Consider the following 16,096-nt stretch of genomic DNA (forward strand, 5'->3'; position numbering starts at 1 on the left):
TCCCACGCGGAGCGTAGGGAACGATCGGGGCTAGCGCGGGGTACTGATACACCGCTCGAAAATCGCCTCCAACCCCCGATAATCACACGCCACCGCATCAATGTTCGCCGGTATCCACGCTGCGTTCTTCACCAGCCACCAGTTCACCGAAAACCCGGCATTCACGATGATCTGCTCGAACAGAATCCGCTGCGCCCGGCCGTTCCCTTCGCGAAACGGGTGGATCACGTTGAGGTCGCCATAAGCTTCGGCGACTTGCGTCACCAACTCCGCCTGCGTCACCCCGACAAACCAGTTCGCCTGCGCCATGTGCTGGATGATCTTGCTCGCCTCAGGCGGGATACGCTCCGGTGTGCAGAACAGCGTGTCGCCTTTCTGGATGTTGACCGTACGCAGTTCCCCGGCCCATTCGTAAATGTCTGCGAACAGGGTGCGGTGGATGTGTTGCAGGCGTTCCAAGTCGTAGGGCGGGGGATACAGCGGAAGGCTGCCGACAGCGATTTCAGACAGTTCCCGCTCGGCCTGGTGCAGGCGTTCTTCGTCGAACAAATCGAGGCGGTTACGCAGGACGCTGCTACCGGGGTAGCAGTACGGGTCCTGGCCCACGCCATATTTGTCGAGCATCAGCGTGGGGTGTTGCGGTACTTGGCGAGGACGGCTTCGCGGGTCGGCAGGGGTTTGTCGACGTCGGCGGGCTGGGTGTCGAACCCTTCCAGGCGCAGGCTGGCGAGGTAGTTGGAACGACGGATCTTGTCGTAGTGATCCTGCTTTTGCTCAAACGTCAGTTCGGCCATGACAGCGTCCTCTCGGTGCGAAGGTTGATTGTAGCGCAATGAGTTTCGAGATGCGTCCCGCGTAAGGTTGGAACGATTCTTACGGGTGCCTACTCCACTTCCCAGGCTGTGTATCATCCAGACTCTTTTTTCCTTGCGACCTTTCTCGATTCGCTGAATGCGCTGGTCTATGTTTTGGGCTCGTTCAGCGGTCAATGGAGTGACAGCTTATGCACAACACCCTCCAACAGGTCTTTGGTTATCCACAGTTTCGTTTGGGCCAGGAGGCGGTGGTCAGTGCCGTGCTGGCCGGCCGTTCCGCGGCGGCGATTTTTCCCACCGGTTCCGGCAAGTCCCTGTGTTATCAACTTTCCGCCGTGTTGCTGCCGCACCTGACGCTGGTGGTGTCGCCGTTGCTGGCGCTGATGCAGGACCAGTTGGGTTTCCTGCAGCGCCACGGTATCTCGGCGGGCAGCATCGACTCGGCCCAGAGCCGCGATGATGCCAATGACGTCATGGCCCGGGCGCGTTCGGGCGAGCTGAAGATCCTGATGGTTTCCGTGGAGCGCTTGAAGAACGAGCGCTTTCGCAACTTCCTGCAAAGCGTGCCGATCTCGCTGCTGGTGGTGGATGAGGCTCACTGCATTTCCGAATGGGGCCATAACTTTCGCCCGGACTACCTGAAGCTGCCGGATTACCAACGCCAGTTCCGCATCCCCCAGGCGCTGCTGCTGACCGCCACGGCGACGCCCAAGGTGATCGCCGACATGCAGGCCAAGTTCGCCATTGCACCTGACGATGTGATCACCACCGGCTTCTACCGCTCCAACCTCAACCTGCTGGTTGAGCCCGTCAGTGGCCAGGACAAGCGACGACGGCTGGTGACGTGGATGCAGGAGCGAGCCAATCAGCCAAGCATCGTCTACGTCACGCTGCAAAAAACCGCGGAGCAGATTGCCGAGCATTTGAATCGCAATGGAATCCAGGCCGAGGCTTATCACGCGGGCCTGGCTCACGATAAGCGGGAGGCCATTCAGAAGCGATTCATGGGCGGGCAGTCCAACTGCATCGTCGCCACCATTGCCTTCGGCATGGGCATCGACAAAAGCGATATCCGCAACGTGGTGCACTTCGACCTGCCCAAATCCATCGAGAACTACAGCCAGGAAATCGGCCGCGCCGGGCGTGACGGGCAGCCGTCTGAGTGTCTGGTTCTGGCCAACCGCGACAGCCTGAATATCTTGGAAAACTTTGTGTACGGCGATACGCCGGAACAGGAAGGTATTCGCCGAGTCCTGGAGGAAATACAGGCGGTCCGTGCCGATGGACAGTGGGAGTTTATGCTCCGCTCACTGTCGGACCACAGCAACATCCGTGAACTACCGCTGAAGACCTTGCTCGTGCAGCTTGAACTCAAGGCTGTGATCGCGCCGCGCTACGCGTTTTATGCCGAATACCGCTTCAAGTATTTGATTGAACCAGAGGCATTGCTGGCGCGTTTTACCGGCGAGCGGCAGCAGTTTGTCGAAGCGATTATCCAGGTCTGCAAACGGGCGAAAACCTGGGCGACGGTGGACTTCGACGCGCTGTATCAACAGCACCAGGCCGAGCGCAGCCGGGTGGTGAAGGCCCTGGATTACTTTCAGGAACAAGGCCTGATCGAGATGGAAAGCCGGCAGATGACCGAGGTTTACGCCCTGCTGAATACCGACTTCGATCCACAGGCGCTGAGCACGGAGTTATACACAGGCTTCAAGCAGCATGAGGTAACGGAGGTGGCGCGAATTCACGCCATGCTGGATCTGTTCGCCACAGAGGAGTGCCTGGGTTACCGCCTGGCGCACTATTTCGGCGATGAAAACGCGCCCCGGCAGTGCGGGCACTGCTCGGTGTGCCACGGTAACGTCGCCCACTTGCCGGCGCCGCCGAGCTTGCCGCCGCTTGTGGATAAAAACTTTCTCGCGCTTTGCGGTGAATTTATCCACAGCCACCATGAATACAGCGGCGACTTGCCGAGCGCGGAGCGGCTGACACGGTTTTTATGCGGTCTCAGCGTGCCGTTGTTTACCAAGCTGAAGGCACGAGGGATTCCAGGTTTCGCGGTACTGGAGGAGTATCCCTATGCAGAGGTTCGTGAATGGGCGGAGGCAGGGTTGGAGGCACTCTGATTTCCGGTCTGGAAGGTCGCGCTTTCCCTTCCAGTGGCAGACGCCGCCGACAGCCGGACCGTGCCCGCAGGTGAGAAGGTTTGACGCTTCACTTCTTCTGCAAAGGAATTGCCCATGGCTTTTGGTTTTTCTCGTGGTGTTGTCCCCGGCGTCTTGCTGTTCGCCGGGTTGCTGGTCGCACAAGGCACGCTGGCCTCGGTCATCCCGTTGAGCGTGAATGACTGTCGGCAGATGCAGCTTCGCAACACTATCACCGCCGCCAATCCATTGCCCTGCGCACGCCTGGCGCGGGTGACGTTCAGCTATGTGGACTTTGGCGGAGTGCTGCATAACAACGGGCAGCTCGTGGTGCTGGATGCCATCGCACCCCATGTGGAGGAGATCTTCAGGCAGTTGCTGCAACGTCGGTTCCCGGTGCATCAGGCGGTCAGGCTGGAAACCTATCGAGGCAACGACAAGGTCTCGATGGCCCGCAACAATACCACTGGTTTTAATGGGCGCCAGGTCAGTGGCGCTTCGGGGTGGTCGCTGCACGCCTATGGCGCCGCAATTGACCTTAACCCTCTGCAAAACCCATTCGTTTTGTTCGGGCGTAACCCGCGAGGTGAATTCACCGGCCAGGCCACTGTTGAGCCCAGGGCAAGTACCGCGACTGCCGTTAACCGCCTGGATGCCCGCCCCGGCAAGCCGGCGCGCCCTGGCCGGGCAGAAGAGGTGATTGACCTGTTCGCCGAACACGGCTTTTTGACCTGGGGTGGTTATTGGGATTTTCCGCTGGATTACCAACACTTCCAGATCGGCCGGCGTTCGTTCGTGGAGTATCTGGCGCGGGTCACGCCGCAGCAGGCCAGCGCTGCAGTCGAGACCTATATCACCGCCTATCGCCAGTGCCTGCAGCAATCGGCCGAGACGGATCAAGCGCTCAAGCGTATGGCGTGCGTCCAGCAAACGATTGAGCAAAGCCCAACCTAGGCTTGCGGGTAGTGCTTGAACCCAGTATCAAGAGAGCCTCCTCCTGCCCGGGTTTTACCGATGACCAACGCCATGCCACAACGCGCCGATTACCGCCACTTCCAGCCGATCATCACGCGCTGGCACGACAACGATGTATATGGCCATGTGAATAACGTCACCTACTACAGCTTCTTCGACACCGCGGTGAATACCTACCTGATCGAGCAGGGCGGGTTGGATATTCATGACGGCGAAGTGGTTGGGTTTGTGGTGAGTTCGGCGTGCGACTACTTCGCCTCGATTGCCTTTCCGGGCCGCATCGAAATCGGCCTGCGGGTGGGCAAGTTGGGCAACAGTTCGGTGCAGTATGAGTTGGCGGTGTTCAAGGCGGGAGAAGAAGATGCCTGTGCTGCGGGGAGGTTTGTGCATGTGTTTGTGGATCGGGCGTCGAACCAGCCGGTGACGATCCCGGGGATGTTGCGCGAGGCGTTACAGCGATTGGTGATCTGAATACGATCTGCGAAGCAATGAAAATCCAATGTGGGAGTGGCGGTGCGACGATTCGACTTGCTCGCGAAGGCGTTGTATCAGCCAATACATCCGGCGACTGATCCACCACCTTCGCGAGCAAGCCCGCTCCCACATTAAATCCGCTGTGTTCTTTCGATTCGCGTGTTACCGGTGGTGGCGATAGTGATGCTTGTTTTTGCGATGCCCATAAGCATGGCCGCGCCCGCGATGGTCATCGCGGTCATAACGGCGGTTATCGCGCCCACGGTAACGACGATCATCGTCATCGCTCTTGTTGCCCATGTAGTTGCCCAGTGCGCCACCGGCGCCACCGCCGGCTGCTGCGCCGATCAGGCTGCCGGTGCTGCCGCCGACACTGCGACCTACCACGTTGCCGCCGGCCGCGCCCAATGCGCCACCAATGGCTGCTTCACCGCGGCTGCGCTTGTCTGCGCCCACCGCACTGCCGCCTGCGCCGCCAAGAGCCGCACCGATGGCTGAACCAGTGTTACCGCCCAACTGCTGACCTACGACAGAACCTAGAACCCCGCCCAATGCGCCGCCCACACCGGCTTCGGTGGTGCCACCGGCCATGGCTGCGCCACTGACCAGGCCAAGGGACAACAAGAGAATCGAGGAGAACTTCATATAGGAACCTCAAGAGGATGACGGCGCGATCCTGAGGTTGTATCGAGACGGTGACAATCGAAACCCGACCAGTGGTATGGGTTGTATACAATTCTCTAAGTTACTGTTTTGTATGAGGAACTTAAGTGAGTTTTGCGAGTCTTTAGTTACTTCGGAACGGCCGCTTTTATGCAAAAGCGGCCTTTTTTGTGCCCGTAAGAAACTCGGGTGCTGTCTGTGGCGAGGTGTCGCTTAGGCCGACTTCGCCATGATCAAGCCGGTCGCACTCGCTGCTTCCAGGCGGATCGCTACAAACTTCGACGTTGGCGTATGGCTGCCATCCCCCGTGCTTTCCAGCGGCACCAGCGGATTCACTTCCGGATAATAAGCCGCAGCCTGCCCCGCCGGAATATCAAATGCCAGCAAGGTAAAGCCCTTCACCCGACGCTCACGGCCGTCGTCCCAGATCGACACGATGTCAGCCTTCTGCCCCGGCTTGAAGCCCAGGCGGATGATGTCGGCTTCGTTGACGAACAACACATCCCGCTGGCCCTTGACCCCGCGATAGCGGTCGTCCAGGCCATAGATGGTGGTGTTGTACTGATCGTGGGAGCGCATCGACTGCATGATCAGGTCCGGCAATTGCCCGGTGTTGCGGGTGCGTTCGTGCACCAGGTCCTTGGGCAGGATGTTCGGGCGGAAGTTGGCGCGGCCCGACGGGGTGTTCCAGCGACGAGCGCCAGCCGAGTTGCCCAGGTAGAAACCGCCCGGGTTTTTCAGGCGCTCGTTGAAGTCCTTGAAGCCCGGAATGGTGTCGGCGATCAGGTCGCGAATACGGTCGTAATCGGCCACCAGCCAGTTCCAGTCCACCGGCTTGCTGCCCAGGGTGGCGGCGGCAATGCCCGCCAGAATCGCAGGCTCGGATTTCATCTGTTTCGACAGCGGCTGCAGCTGGCCGTTGGAGGCGTGGACCATGCTGAACGAGTCTTCAACGGTCACGGCTTGCGGGCCTTCGGCCTGGATGTCGATGTCGGTGCGGCCCAGGCATGGCAGGATCAGCGCGTCCTTGCCATGCATCAGGTGGCTGCGGTTGAGCTTGGTGCTGATCTGTACGGTCAGGTCGCAATTGCGCAGTGCTTCAAAGGTGCGTGGGCTGTCCGGCGTGGCTTGGGCGAAGTTGCCGCCCAGGCCGATAAAGACCTTGGAGCGGCCTTCGAGCATGGCGTGAATCGCTTCCACCACGTTGTGGCCGTTATCGCGCGGTACCTGGAACTGGAAACGACGCTCCAGGGAATCGAGGAACGCCACCGGTGGCCGTTCGTTGATGCCCATGGTGCGGTCGCCCTGCACGTTACTGTGGCCACGCACCGGGCACAGGCCCGCGCCCGGGCGGCCGATGTTGCCGCGCAGCAGCATCAGGTTGGCGATTTCCTGGATGGTCGGCACCGAGTGGCGATGCTGGGTGATGCCCATCGCCCAGCACATGATCACGTTCTTGCCTTTGGCGTACATGCGCGCCGCTTGCTCGATCTCTACCAGGGTCAGGCCGGACTGCTCGACGATTTCATCCCATGAGGTGTCGTCGATCTTGCCCAGGTAATCCAGCACGTTGGCGGTGTGTTCGTTGAGGAAGTCGTGGTCGAACACGGCCTCCTTGCCTTCGGCCTGGGCCTGGCGTTCCCACAGCAGCAGGAACTTGGCCATGCCCCGCAGGATGGCCATGTCGCCTCCCAGCGCCGGGCGGAAGTAGGCGGTGTTGGTTGGCTTGTCGCCGTTGGTGAGCATTTCCAGCGGGTGTTGCGGGTGCTGGAAGCGTTCCAGGCCACGCTCTTTCAGCGGGTTGATGCACACCACCTGGGCGCCGCGTTTTACCGCTTCGCGCAGTGGCTCCAGCATGCGTGGGTGGTTGGTGCCGGGGTTCTGGCCCCAGACGAAAATCGCGTCGGCATGCTCGAAGTCATCGAAGGTCACGGTGCCTTTGCCCACGCCCACGCTTTGCGCCAGGGCGACGCCGCTGGCTTCGTGGCACATGTTCGAGCAATCCGGGAAGTTGTTGGTGCCGTAGGCGCGCACAAACAGTTGATACAGGTAAGCCGCTTCGTTGCTGGCCCGGCCCGAGGTATAGAACTCGGCCATGTCCGGGTTTGGCAGCGCATTGAGGTGCTTGCCGATCAAGTCGAAAGCCGATTCCCAGCTGATGGGTTTGTAACGGTCGGTTTCGGCGTCGTAGCTCATCGGCTCGGTCAGGCGGCCTTGGTACTCAAGCCAGTAGTCGCTCTGCTCCAGCAGCGCGCTGACGCTGTGCTTGGCGAAGAATGCCGCGTCGACCCGGCGCTTGGTGGCTTCCCAGTTGACCGCCTTGGCGCCGTTCTCGCAGAACTTGACCATGCCGCTTTCCGGCGAGTCGCCCCAGGCGCAGCCCGGGCAGTCGAAGCCGCCGTTCTGGTTGGTCTTGAGCATCATGCGGATGTTTTTCAGCGCGTTGTCGCTGGTCAGCCAGGCTTGCGCCACGCTGATCAGTGCGCCCCAACCACCCGCCGGGCCTTTATAGGGCTTGTAGCGCGGGGTGGGTTTGTCGTCGGCTTGATGATGATTACTCACGCTTGATTCTCCATCGCAGGGCTATAGACCCGCGGCGCACTTTTCTGCGGCAGGTGGATGAGATTGAGGTTGTGCCGGCGAGCCCATTGCAGGGCCAGGCCGGTGGGCGACGACAGGCTGACCAGGGTCTGGATGCCTGCACGCAGGACTTTCTGGATCAGTTCGAGGCTGCAGCGACTGGTAACAATCGCCAGGCCGCCGTCGGTCGGAATCTTTTGGCGGATCAGCGCACCGATCAGCTTGTCGAGGGCGTTATGCCGGCCGATGTCTTCACGGCCCAGCAGCAATTCGCCCTGGTTGTTCATGAACACCGCCGCATGCACCGCGCCGCTGTACTGGCCCAGCGGTTGGAACGCGCTGATGCGCTGGCGCAGGCCATCCAGCCATTCGGCAGGCGGCAACGGCGCGCCGGGCAACACCTTGAGGTTGGGCAGCGCCTGCTCCACGGCTTCTACGCCGCACAGCCCACAGCCGCTGGTGCCGGCGAGTTGCCGGCGCTGCTGCTTCATATTCCAGAACGCGCGGCTGGAAATCTGCACCTGAGCGTATTGGGTCGAGCCCGAACCGCTGATTTTCAGGTCATAAATGTCGCTAACGTCTTCGATAATGCCGCTACCGATGCTGAATCCGACGATAAAGTCTTCAAGGTCGGTCGGCGTCACCAGCATCACCGCCTGGCTGATGTCGTTATAGGCAATCGCCAACGCAACTTCCTCGGCAAGCGCGGTGCTGGCCGATTCGGTGTGTTCGAGATTACAAAACTGGTAGCTCTGGCTGGCGGCGGGCGCGGGCGTTTCGAGGGCGGGCGCCGCGCAGATTGGGCGCTGGGCGTTCATTGGGCATTACCACCGGGAGTATTCAGCTGTAAGACTAGGCGCGACAAAGGGTCGCGTCTAATCGTCAGTACTGATCTACCGATAGATGCCGTCGATCAAGTCTCGATCAGCGATTTCTGATACAGCGCAAAACACGCTTCCGCCAAGGCCGAACGGGGTGCACTGCGGCGCATGATCAACCCCAGGCGAGCCAAAGTGTGAGCATCTTCAATGGGTTGCAGGCGCAGGTGCTCGGTGAGGGCGTCGAGGCCGCCGTCCAGTGGCATCACCGCGCAACACAGGCCGCCGTGCACCGCTTGTAACAATTGATGGACGGCATCGGTCTGCAACAGCGGCTGCGGGTTGAGGCCACGGCTGTGGAAGTTATGGTCGATGGACTGGCGAAAGTGCATGCCGCTGGTGAGCATGCCCAGGGGCAGTTCGATCAGCGCCTCCCAACTCAGGGGCTTGTCGCCGAAGCTGAAGAACCGTTGGTCGTACAGCAGGCCCATGCGGGTTTCGCCCAGGGCCAGGGAGTCGAAACGCTCGGCGTCCAGGCGCTCGAGGTACGACACACCGAGGTCCAGGCGGTTGCTGGCAAGTTGTTCAAGGATTTGCTCGGAGCTTAACGCGGACAACTCAAAGCGCAGGCTGGGGTGTTCCTTGTGCAGCTTCTGCATCAACGCCAGCGGATCGAAGCTCGACAACGGCACCACCCCCAGGCGCAACGTGCCTACCAGGTTGCCGCGACACGCAGCGGCCTCGGCCTGCAAGCCGTCATAGGCCGCCAGCACCGTGCGTGCCCAGGCCAGCACGCGTTCGCCGGGGGCGGTAAAGCCTTCGAAGCGCTGCCCGCGATTGACCAGCGGCAACTGCAGCTCTTCCTCCAGGCTGCGCAGGCGCATCGACAGGGTCGGCTGGGTGATATGGCAGCGCGCCGCCGCCTGGCCGAAGTGACGGGTTTCGTCGAGGGCGATGAGGAATTTCAGCTGTTTGATGTCCATCTTCGCTCCGGGCTTATTCCAATGCGGTGGGATTCTAGCGTGTTTGGGTCTTTGGTCAGGCTGGAACCCAATTCTGTAGGACTGGTCTAGTCTTTGGCATCTGGAAATTAAACCCCAAGGAGAGCGCACCATGAGTCTTTTAAGCTTTGTTAAGGAAGCAGGCGAGAAGTTGATTGACCTGTTGACACCGGGTAATGCCAACGCGAGCGAGCAGTTAAAAGAGCACGTGGCCAAGGTTGGATTGGGTAACCCCAATGTGCAAACCACCGTCGACGGTGACAAGGTGACCGTGACAGGTGAAGTCGCCAGCCAGGAAGAGAAAGAGAAGATATTGCTGGCGCTGGGCAACATCGCCGGCGTTGCGAGTGTTGATGACCAGATCACCGTTTCCGGTCCTGCTGTCGCGGCGGCCCGCTTTGTAGTGGTGAAAAAGGGCGACACCCTGAGTGCGATTTCGCTGGCGGTGTATGGCAACGCCAACCAGTACAACAAAATCTTCGAGGCCAACAAGCCGCTGCTGTCCCATCCGGACAAAATCTACCCAGGGCAGACGCTGCGTATTCCTGAGTAATCCGCGGACCCAATGTGGGAGCGGGCTTGCTCGCGAAAGCGGTGGATTAGTCAATATATTCAGTGGCTGACACACCGTATTCGCGAGCAAGCCCGCTCCCACATTGGACCTTCAGCGTTGTTACAAACCTACGATCAATTCCCGGTAATCCCCAACCGCTGCAAACTCCGCCGTGTCCTTGGGCCCCTTCCGGCTGTCCGGTTCCTTCACCGCCAGCAAGTGCCCCACGCCAAAATCCCGGGCGCTGCGCAGGATCGGCAAGGTATCGTCGATAAACAGGCTGCGGGCCGGGTCGAAGGCGATGTCGGCGTGCAGGGCGTCCCAGAACTGCGGGTTTTCCTTGGCAAAACCATAGTCATGGGAGCTGATCAGTCGCTCGAAATAAGGCGCCAACTCGATGCGTTCCAGCTTCAACGACAGCGAATCCCGATGGGCGTTGGTGATCAGGATCACCCGCTTGCCCGCCTGTTTGATCGCCGCCAGGAAGGTGTCGGCATCCGGGCGCAAGGCAATCAGGTGCGCGGTTTCCAGCTTGAGCTCGCGTACCGGGATCTTGAGTTCGGCGCTCCAGAAATCCAGGCAATACCATTGCAACTGTCCGGCGTTACGCTCGAACAGCGGCTGCAGCTCCATCTCGGCCATGGCCCGGCTCACACCATGCAACTCGGCATAGCGCTGGGGCAGGTGCTCCATCCAGAAATGGTTGTCGAAGTGCAGGTCGAGCAAGGTGCCGTCCATGTCCAGCAGGACGGTGTCGATGGCGTGCCAGGGCAATGGAGGCATAAAGAACACTCATGTAAGAAAAGATATCCGACACAGACAATCGGAAAAGCCACGGTATAGTAACCCGATCACGCCAAGGAGCCGCTCATGCGCCAGAAACCCACCGTCCTCGCCCGCGAAATAGTCGCCAGTAGCCGTTTGTTCCGCGTGGAGGAAGTGCAATTGCGCTTTTCCAATGGCGTGGAGCGGACCTACGAGCGCCTGGTGGGCAGGGGGGCCGGATATGGCGCGGTGATGATCGTGGCGATGATCGACTCGGACCATGCGTTGCTGATCGAAGAATATTGCGGCGGCACCGACGAGTATGAACTGTCACTGCCCAAGGGCCTGATCGAACCGGGCGAAGACGTGTTGGCGGCAGCCGACCGTGAGCTCAAGGAAGAAGCCGGTTTCGGCGCCCGCCAGTTGGAGCACATCACCGAGCTGTCGCTGTCCCCCGGCTACATGAGCCAGAAAATCCAGGTGGTGCTGGCCACCGAACTGTATGAAGAGCGCCTGGAAGGCGACGAGCCCGAGCCGATGCGCGTCGACCGGGTCAACCTGAGGGAGCTCTCGCAGTTGGCGCAGAACGAGCAGTTCAGCGAGGGCCGCGCGTTGGCCGCGCTGTACCTGGTACGCGACCTGTTGACTCAACGTGGAGCGTTCCAGCCATGAGCGAACTGTTCCTGGGTCACCCGTTTATTGCCCCCGCGATCGAATTGGCCCGCCAGGCTGGCGAGGTCATCCTGCCGTATTGGCGCGCCGATGTTGCCGTCACCACCAAGACCGATGATTCACCGGTCACTGCCGCCGACTTGGCTGCCCATCACTTGATCCTCGCCGGGCTGACTGCGTTGGACCCGAGCATTCCGGTGCTCTCGGAGGAAGACGCGGACATTGACCAGAGCGTGCGCGCCGGTTGGCAGCGCTGGTGGCTGGTGGACCCGCTGGATGGCACCAAGGAATTCATCTCCGGCAGCGAGGAGTTCACCGTCAACATCGCGCTGATCGAAAAAGGCCGCGTGGTGTTCGGTGTGGTGTCGATGCCTACCAGCGGTCGGTGCTACTTCGGGGGTGCCGGGCTGGGTGCCTGGCGTTCCGATGTAGGTGCTGCGCCCAAGCAAATCCAGGTGCGCCAGACACCGGCGAGCGGTGAAGCATTTACCGTGGTTGCCAGTCGTCGCCACACGAGCCCTGAACAGGACCGCTTGCTCGCGGGCCTAAGCGCCGGGTTGGGTGAGTTGAAGCTGGCGAACATCGGCAGTTCATTGAAGTTTTGCCTGTTGGCCGAAGGCAGCGCCGATTGCTACCCGCGTCTGGCGCCGACCTCGCAGTGGGACACCGCTGCGGCACAGGGTGTGCTGGAAGGAGCGGGCGGTGAAGTGCTGGAATTGAATGGGCAGCCGTTCAGTTACCCGGCGCGGGAATCGCTGTTGAATCCGTTCTTTTTGGCACTGCCGGCCAAGGCTGAATGGCGTGAGCGGTTGCTGACTCTGGCCCGTTCTTAAACACAGCGCCGATCAAAAATGTGGGAGCGGGCTTGCTCGCGAAGGCAGTGTGTCAGTCACCAGATGTATTGGCTGATCCACCGCTTTCGCGAGCAAGCCCGCTCCCACATTTGTTATGTGTGCAGGACGTACTGCCCGGTAAAGGCCACGGCCCGCTCTTCACTGCCCTCGTTGACGATCCATGTCTCCAGCGCCAAGCGCGCCCGGCCATACCGTTTATAGGTCGCCAAAAACCGCTTCCACACCTTGTCATCAGGCGCCTGGCAAATCGCCGTCGCATCGGTGGTCACCGGCAGCGGATAACTGATCTGCCCCTCCTGAATCACGATGTGCCCGTCTTCAATCCCTTCCTCGCGCAACTGCAAATGCAGCCAGCCCCAACCTGCCAGAACGGCGCCGCAATACAGGCTGCCGCCAAACATGGTGCTCTTGTGGTTGATGTTGGCGTCGAGCGGCAAGCGCAGTTGCAGCTGCCGGTCCTGCCAGTCGATAACCTTGAGGCCCATTTCCCGGGTCAGGGGAATGTCGTGGTGAAGGATCGATTCCAGGTAACGGCTATCGCGACTCATGGTGGCCTCGTGGCAGGGGGAAAAGGGTCATTCGTCGTCAGCGTGACTGTTGCCGCTGTCGGCGAAGTTCAGCCCGTGCTTGCGCAGTTTGTCGTGCAGGGTTTTACGCGGCACGCCCAATGCCTCGGCGAGGCTGCGCATGGAATTGTGGGTGCGCGCCAGTTCGGCGGCGATCAGGCTTTTTTCAAACTGTTCGACCTGTTCGCTCAAGCCGCCGGGCGTGCTGGTGAGGATGCCCGGCGAAGTGCTGTCGGGGGTGCTGTCCAGCGCCAGTTCGAGGCCCAGGGCGAAACGCTCGGCGGCGTTTTGCAGCTCGCGCACATTGCCCGGCCAGCTGTGACGCAACAACAGGGCGCGCTGGCCCGGTTGCAGCTCTTTCATCGGTAGCCCGTGGCGCGTGCTGGCTTCGTCGGCAAAGTGCTGGAACAGCATCAACGCATCTTCACCCCGTTCGCGTAGCGGTGGAATGCGCAGCGGCGCAACGTTGAGGCGGTAATACAAGTCCGCCCGGAAGCGCCCCTGGTCGGCGGACTGGCGCAGGTCTTCCTTGGTGGCGGCGATGATGCGGATATCCAGCGGGATCAGTTGGTTGCCCCCCAGACGCTCCACCACACGCTCCTGCAACAGCCGCAGCAGCTTGACCTGCACATCCAGGCTCATGCTTTCGATTTCGTCGAGAAACAGCGTGCCGCCGTTGGCGAATTCGAATTTGCCGATGCGCCGCTTCTGGGCGCCGGTAAAGGCCCCTGGCTCATGCCCGAACAACTCGCTTTCCACCACCGACTCGGCCAGGGCGCCGGCGTTGATCGCCACAAACGGGCCGCTGCGGCGGTTCGACAGATCGTGCAGCGCACGCGCTACCACTTCCTTGCCGGCACCGGTTTCACCGAGGATCAGCACATCAGCCTTGGTCGCCGCCAGCGCGCCAATCTGCTCGCGCAGGCGCAGCATTTGCGGGGAGTGGCCCACCAGGCGTGTACTCAATTGCTGACGGTCGCTCAGGGCCAGGCGCAGGCTGCGGTTGTCCAGCACCAGGCGGCGCAGGGCCAGGGCGCGGCGCACGCTGTCGAGCAGGGCGTCGCTGGCGAAGGGTTTTTCCAGGAAGTCATAGGCGCCGGTGCGCATCGCCTGCACCGCCAGTGGCACGTCGCCGTGGCCGGTGATCAGCAGCACCGGCAGCTCCGGGTCCTGGGCGTGGAGTTCCTTCAACAGTTCCAGGCCGTCCATGCCGGGCATGCGGATGTCGCTCACCACAACCCCCGGCCAATCCCGGGACAGGCGCGCGGTCAGGCCCTGGGCTTCGCCGAGGGTCAGGACTTTCAGCCCGGCCAGGTCCAGGGTCTGGCAGAGGGCCTGACGCAGGTGTGGATCATCGTCGATCAACACCACCTGAATCTGGTTATCGATACTCATACACTGCGGTCCTCGGACGGTTGCAGACTGACACCCGGTGCTCCGGCGCGCAGTTTCAAGGTTAACAGTGCGCCGCCTTCCTTGTGGTTGGCGAACAACAGTTCACCGCCAAAGGCGCGCATCAGGGTGTCGCAGATCGCCAGGCCCAACCCCAGGCCCTGGGTGCGGGTCTTGGTGGTGTAGAAGGGCTCGCTGGCGCGGCCCAGGGCTTCCATGCAGAAACCCGGGCCGTTGTCGCGAATGTACAGGTTGACGCCCTGTTCGGTGGTTTGGGCACTCAGCCAGAGTTTGCGCGGCGGGCCTTTTTCGGTCAGGGCGTCCAGAGCGTTGGCCAACAGGTTGCCCAGCACCTGGCGCAGGCGGGTTTCGCCCGCCGCCACCCACAAGGTGGCCTCGGGCAGGTCGCGGATCAGTTCCACTTCCATTGCCCGCCGCCGCTTGGCCAGCAGCGCCAGGGCATCGTCCAGGGCCGGTTGCAGGGCCACGCTTTCCGGCGCATGCCGGTCGCGTCGGGCGAAGGCGCGCAAGTGGGCGATGATCGAGGCCATGCGCCCGGTCAGTTCGCTGATCAGTTTGAGGTTGCCACGGGCGTCGTCGGTGCGCTCATGGTCGAGCAAAATCCCGGCGTTTTCCGCGTAGCTGCGAATCGCCGCCAGCGGTTGGTTGAGTTCATGGCTGATACTCGCCGACATGGTGCCCAGCGCCGACAACTTGCCGGCCTGCACCAGGTCGTCCTGGGCGCGCACCAGTTCCTGCTGCGCATGTTCACGTTCCAGCACTTCCTGTTTCAGGCGCCGGTTGAGGCCTTCCAGGTCGCTGGTCCGCTCGATCACGCGCATCTCCAGTTCGCGACGGGCCTTGGCTTCGAAGGCGATGCGTTCCAGGTAGTGACGACGGCGCTGCATCATCAGGCCGAGCAACAGCATCAGCACCAGCAAGGCGGCGCCACCCACCGCGACCACGGTGCGCACCGGGCGGCTGATCAAGGTGCGCGGCGCGAGAATCTCGACTTTCCAGCCGGTTTCGGCGATGTCGGTGGATTGGCGCACCCACGCCGTCGGGCTGAGGCTCAGCGGCTGCGGGTCGCGGGTCGGATAGGGCTGGATGGCGATGATGGCGCGGCGTTCTTCATCCGTCAGCGGCCGGGTGGCACGAAAGCGCCATTGCGGGCGCGAGGTCAGGATCACCACGCCGTTGTGGTCGGTGACCAGCAGTTGTTCGGGGGTGTTGCCCCACAGGCTTTCGGTGTGGTCCAGGTCGACCTTTACCACCAGCACACCGATGATCTTGTCGCCATCGCGTACGGCGGCGGCGAAGAAGTAACCGCGCTTGGCTGAGGTGGTGCCCAGGCCGAAGAAGCGCCCGAGGCGCCCGGCCATGGCTTCGCTGAAGTAGGGGCGAAAGGAAAAATTACGCCCGACGAAGCTGTCCTGCTTGTCCCAGTTGGACGCGGCGAGGGTCTTGCCGGTGGTGTCCATCAGGTACATCACTTCCACCCCGGCCTGCGCGGCAACGTCCTTGAGCAGGTGGTTGGCATTGACCAGGTTGGTGCTGACGTGAGGCGCGTCGATGGCGGTGCGCAGGGCCGGCAGGTCACCGAGAATTTGTGGCAACACTTCGTAGCGGTGCAGGGTGCCCAGCAGGTTGGCGACGTACAGGTCCAGCGTCTGGCGGTTCTGGCCGGCCAGTTCGTTGCGGTAATAACGCTCGGCCAAGTGCTCCAGCGGCCACAACAGCGGTGCCAGGCATAGCGCCAGCAATGCCAGGCTGCGCCAGCGGGGTCTTCGCGGAAGGGGTGGAGTCATCGGAGTCATGCGCCTG

Annotated in this window: 16 protein-coding genes; 6 read left to right on the forward strand and 10 right to left on the reverse strand. The window is 61.5% G+C overall.

All coding sequences use genetic code 11. The features are described 5' to 3' along the window. Nucleotides 1-30: 30 nt before the first annotated feature. Together AC3WKX_RS23595 and AC3WKX_RS23600 are read right to left on the reverse strand one after the other, a co-directional pair. The gene (locus tag AC3WKX_RS23595) at nucleotides 31-624 is read right to left on the reverse strand and encodes a putative adenosine monophosphate-protein transferase Fic (RefSeq protein ID WP_008435782.1); all 594 of its coding nucleotides are present in this window, start codon (nucleotides 622-624) and stop codon (nucleotides 31-33) included. Beyond that, nucleotides 624-794 (reverse strand): YhfG family protein, encoded by a 171-nt coding sequence (locus AC3WKX_RS23600; protein ID WP_003213201.1) that lies wholly within the window; start codon nucleotides 792-794, stop codon nucleotides 624-626. The genes AC3WKX_RS23595 and AC3WKX_RS23600 overlap by 1 nt, the downstream gene beginning before the upstream one ends. Nucleotides 795-1,003: 209 nt before the next feature. On the opposite strand from AC3WKX_RS23600, the gene AC3WKX_RS23605 reads away from it, so the two are divergent. The 3 genes from AC3WKX_RS23605 to AC3WKX_RS23615 all read left to right on the forward strand — a co-directional run bounded on the left by AC3WKX_RS23605 (nucleotide 1,004) and on the right by AC3WKX_RS23615 (nucleotide 4,405). Beyond that, complete coding sequence (locus AC3WKX_RS23605) at nucleotides 1,004-2,941, forward strand: RecQ family ATP-dependent DNA helicase (protein ID WP_102604444.1); 1,938 nt, start codon at nucleotides 1,004-1,006, stop codon at nucleotides 2,939-2,941. A gap of 114 nt (nucleotides 2,942-3,055) precedes the next feature. Beyond that, entirely contained in the window at nucleotides 3,056-3,913 is an 858-nt protein-coding gene (locus tag AC3WKX_RS23610; protein ID WP_008435779.1) for a M15 family metallopeptidase, read from the forward strand. 60 nt (nucleotides 3,914-3,973) lie between these two features. Then, a complete protein-coding gene (locus AC3WKX_RS23615; protein WP_102604445.1) occupies nucleotides 3,974-4,405 on the forward strand; it encodes an acyl-CoA thioesterase in 432 nt (143 codons plus the stop codon). A gap of 165 nt (nucleotides 4,406-4,570) precedes the next feature. Here the strand turns inward: AC3WKX_RS23615 and AC3WKX_RS23620 are convergent, their stop codons facing one another. From AC3WKX_RS23620 to AC3WKX_RS23635, 4 genes are all read right to left on the reverse strand, one after another. Further along, nucleotides 4,571-5,053 (reverse strand): glycine zipper domain-containing protein, encoded by a 483-nt coding sequence (locus AC3WKX_RS23620; protein ID WP_008435777.1) that lies wholly within the window; start codon nucleotides 5,051-5,053, stop codon nucleotides 4,571-4,573. Nucleotides 5,054-5,284: 231 nt separating this feature from the next. Continuing rightward, complete coding sequence (locus AC3WKX_RS23625; protein WP_102367895.1) at nucleotides 5,285-7,633, reverse strand: FdhF/YdeP family oxidoreductase; 2,349 nt, start codon at nucleotides 7,631-7,633, stop codon at nucleotides 5,285-5,287. Continuing rightward, on the reverse strand, nucleotides 7,630-8,469 hold the full coding sequence (gene fdhD, locus AC3WKX_RS23630; RefSeq protein ID WP_102604446.1) for a formate dehydrogenase accessory sulfurtransferase FdhD: 840 nt from the start codon (nucleotides 8,467-8,469) through the stop codon (nucleotides 7,630-7,632). The genes AC3WKX_RS23625 and fdhD overlap by 4 nt, the downstream gene beginning before the upstream one ends. Nucleotides 8,470-8,564: 95 nt before the next feature. Continuing rightward, nucleotides 8,565-9,452: a LysR family transcriptional regulator gene (locus AC3WKX_RS23635; RefSeq protein WP_003213213.1), complete on the reverse strand. Its 888-nt coding sequence runs from the start codon at nucleotides 9,450-9,452 to the stop codon at nucleotides 8,565-8,567. A gap of 130 nt (nucleotides 9,453-9,582) precedes the next feature. Between AC3WKX_RS23635 and lysM the strand changes: the two genes are divergently transcribed. Then, complete coding sequence (gene lysM / locus AC3WKX_RS23640) at nucleotides 9,583-10,023, forward strand: peptidoglycan-binding protein LysM (RefSeq protein ID WP_003213215.1); 441 nt, start codon at nucleotides 9,583-9,585, stop codon at nucleotides 10,021-10,023. 120 nt (nucleotides 10,024-10,143) lie between these two features. On the opposite strand, the gene yrfG is transcribed toward lysM, so the two are convergent. After that, nucleotides 10,144-10,806: a GMP/IMP nucleotidase gene (yrfG, locus tag AC3WKX_RS23645; protein WP_010168969.1), complete on the reverse strand. Its 663-nt coding sequence runs from the start codon at nucleotides 10,804-10,806 to the stop codon at nucleotides 10,144-10,146. An 87-nt stretch (nucleotides 10,807-10,893) separates the two neighbouring features. Here yrfG and nudE point away from each other — a divergent pair, with 87 nt between their 5' ends. Together nudE and cysQ are read left to right on the forward strand one after the other, a co-directional pair. Next, complete coding sequence (gene nudE, locus AC3WKX_RS23650; RefSeq protein WP_003213218.1) at nucleotides 10,894-11,460, forward strand: ADP compounds hydrolase NudE; 567 nt, start codon at nucleotides 10,894-10,896, stop codon at nucleotides 11,458-11,460. Further along, complete coding sequence (gene cysQ, locus AC3WKX_RS23655) at nucleotides 11,457-12,293, forward strand: 3'(2'),5'-bisphosphate nucleotidase CysQ (RefSeq protein ID WP_003213220.1); 837 nt, start codon at nucleotides 11,457-11,459, stop codon at nucleotides 12,291-12,293. The genes nudE and cysQ overlap by 4 nt, the downstream gene beginning before the upstream one ends. Before the next feature lie 113 nt (nucleotides 12,294-12,406). Here cysQ and AC3WKX_RS23660 read toward each other — a convergent pair whose 3' ends face one another. From AC3WKX_RS23660 to AC3WKX_RS23670, 3 genes are read right to left on the reverse strand one after another with little or no spacing between them, the layout of a single operon-like run. Then, the gene (locus AC3WKX_RS23660; protein WP_087692720.1) at nucleotides 12,407-12,862 is read right to left on the reverse strand and encodes a YiiD C-terminal domain-containing protein; all 456 of its coding nucleotides are present in this window, start codon (nucleotides 12,860-12,862) and stop codon (nucleotides 12,407-12,409) included. A gap of 27 nt (nucleotides 12,863-12,889) precedes the next feature. Beyond that, nucleotides 12,890-14,275 (reverse strand): sigma-54-dependent transcriptional regulator, encoded by a 1,386-nt coding sequence (locus tag AC3WKX_RS23665; protein WP_102604447.1) that lies wholly within the window; start codon nucleotides 14,273-14,275, stop codon nucleotides 12,890-12,892. Next, the gene (locus AC3WKX_RS23670; protein WP_023659335.1) at nucleotides 14,272-16,080 is read right to left on the reverse strand and encodes a sensor histidine kinase; all 1,809 of its coding nucleotides are present in this window, start codon (nucleotides 16,078-16,080) and stop codon (nucleotides 14,272-14,274) included. Before AC3WKX_RS23670 ends, AC3WKX_RS23665 begins: the two co-directional genes overlap by 4 nt. Nucleotides 16,081-16,096 lie beyond the last annotated feature (16 nt).

This window comes from Pseudomonas sp. GP01-A4, from assembly GCF_058780865.1.

Excerpts from the sequence above, each read along its gene's own strand:
- AC3WKX_RS23610 (WP_008435779.1), top strand. The coding sequence starts at position 3,056 with ATGGCTTTTGGTTTTTCTCGTGGTGTTGTCCCCGGCGTCTTGCTGTTC.
- AC3WKX_RS23670 (WP_023659335.1), bottom strand. The coding sequence starts at position 16,080 with ATGACTCCACCCCTTCCGCGAAGACCCCGCTGGCGCAGCCTGGCATTG.
- AC3WKX_RS23635 (WP_003213213.1), bottom strand. The coding sequence starts at position 9,452 with ATGGACATCAAACAGCTGAAATTCCTCATCGCCCTCGACGAAACCCGT.
- AC3WKX_RS23660 (WP_087692720.1), bottom strand. The coding sequence starts at position 12,862 with ATGAGTCGCGATAGCCGTTACCTGGAATCGATCCTTCACCACGACATT.
- yrfG (WP_010168969.1), bottom strand. The coding sequence starts at position 10,806 with ATGCCTCCATTGCCCTGGCACGCCATCGACACCGTCCTGCTGGACATG.
- fdhD (WP_102604446.1), bottom strand. The coding sequence starts at position 8,469 with ATGAACGCCCAGCGCCCAATCTGCGCGGCGCCCGCCCTCGAAACGCCC.
- AC3WKX_RS23605 (WP_102604444.1), top strand. The coding sequence starts at position 1,004 with ATGCACAACACCCTCCAACAGGTCTTTGGTTATCCACAGTTTCGTTTG.
- AC3WKX_RS23620 (WP_008435777.1), bottom strand. The coding sequence starts at position 5,053 with ATGAAGTTCTCCTCGATTCTCTTGTTGTCCCTTGGCCTGGTCAGTGGC.
- AC3WKX_RS23595 (WP_008435782.1), bottom strand. The coding sequence starts at position 624 with ATGCTCGACAAATATGGCGTGGGCCAGGACCCGTACTGCTACCCCGGT.
- AC3WKX_RS23665 (WP_102604447.1), bottom strand. The coding sequence starts at position 14,275 with ATGAGTATCGATAACCAGATTCAGGTGGTGTTGATCGACGATGATCCA.
- lysM (WP_003213215.1), top strand. The coding sequence starts at position 9,583 with ATGAGTCTTTTAAGCTTTGTTAAGGAAGCAGGCGAGAAGTTGATTGAC.
- AC3WKX_RS23615 (WP_102604445.1), top strand. The coding sequence starts at position 3,974 with ATGACCAACGCCATGCCACAACGCGCCGATTACCGCCACTTCCAGCCG.
- cysQ (WP_003213220.1), top strand. The coding sequence starts at position 11,457 with ATGAGCGAACTGTTCCTGGGTCACCCGTTTATTGCCCCCGCGATCGAA.
- nudE (WP_003213218.1), top strand. The coding sequence starts at position 10,894 with ATGCGCCAGAAACCCACCGTCCTCGCCCGCGAAATAGTCGCCAGTAGC.
- AC3WKX_RS23600 (WP_003213201.1), bottom strand. The coding sequence starts at position 794 with ATGGCCGAACTGACGTTTGAGCAAAAGCAGGATCACTACGACAAGATC.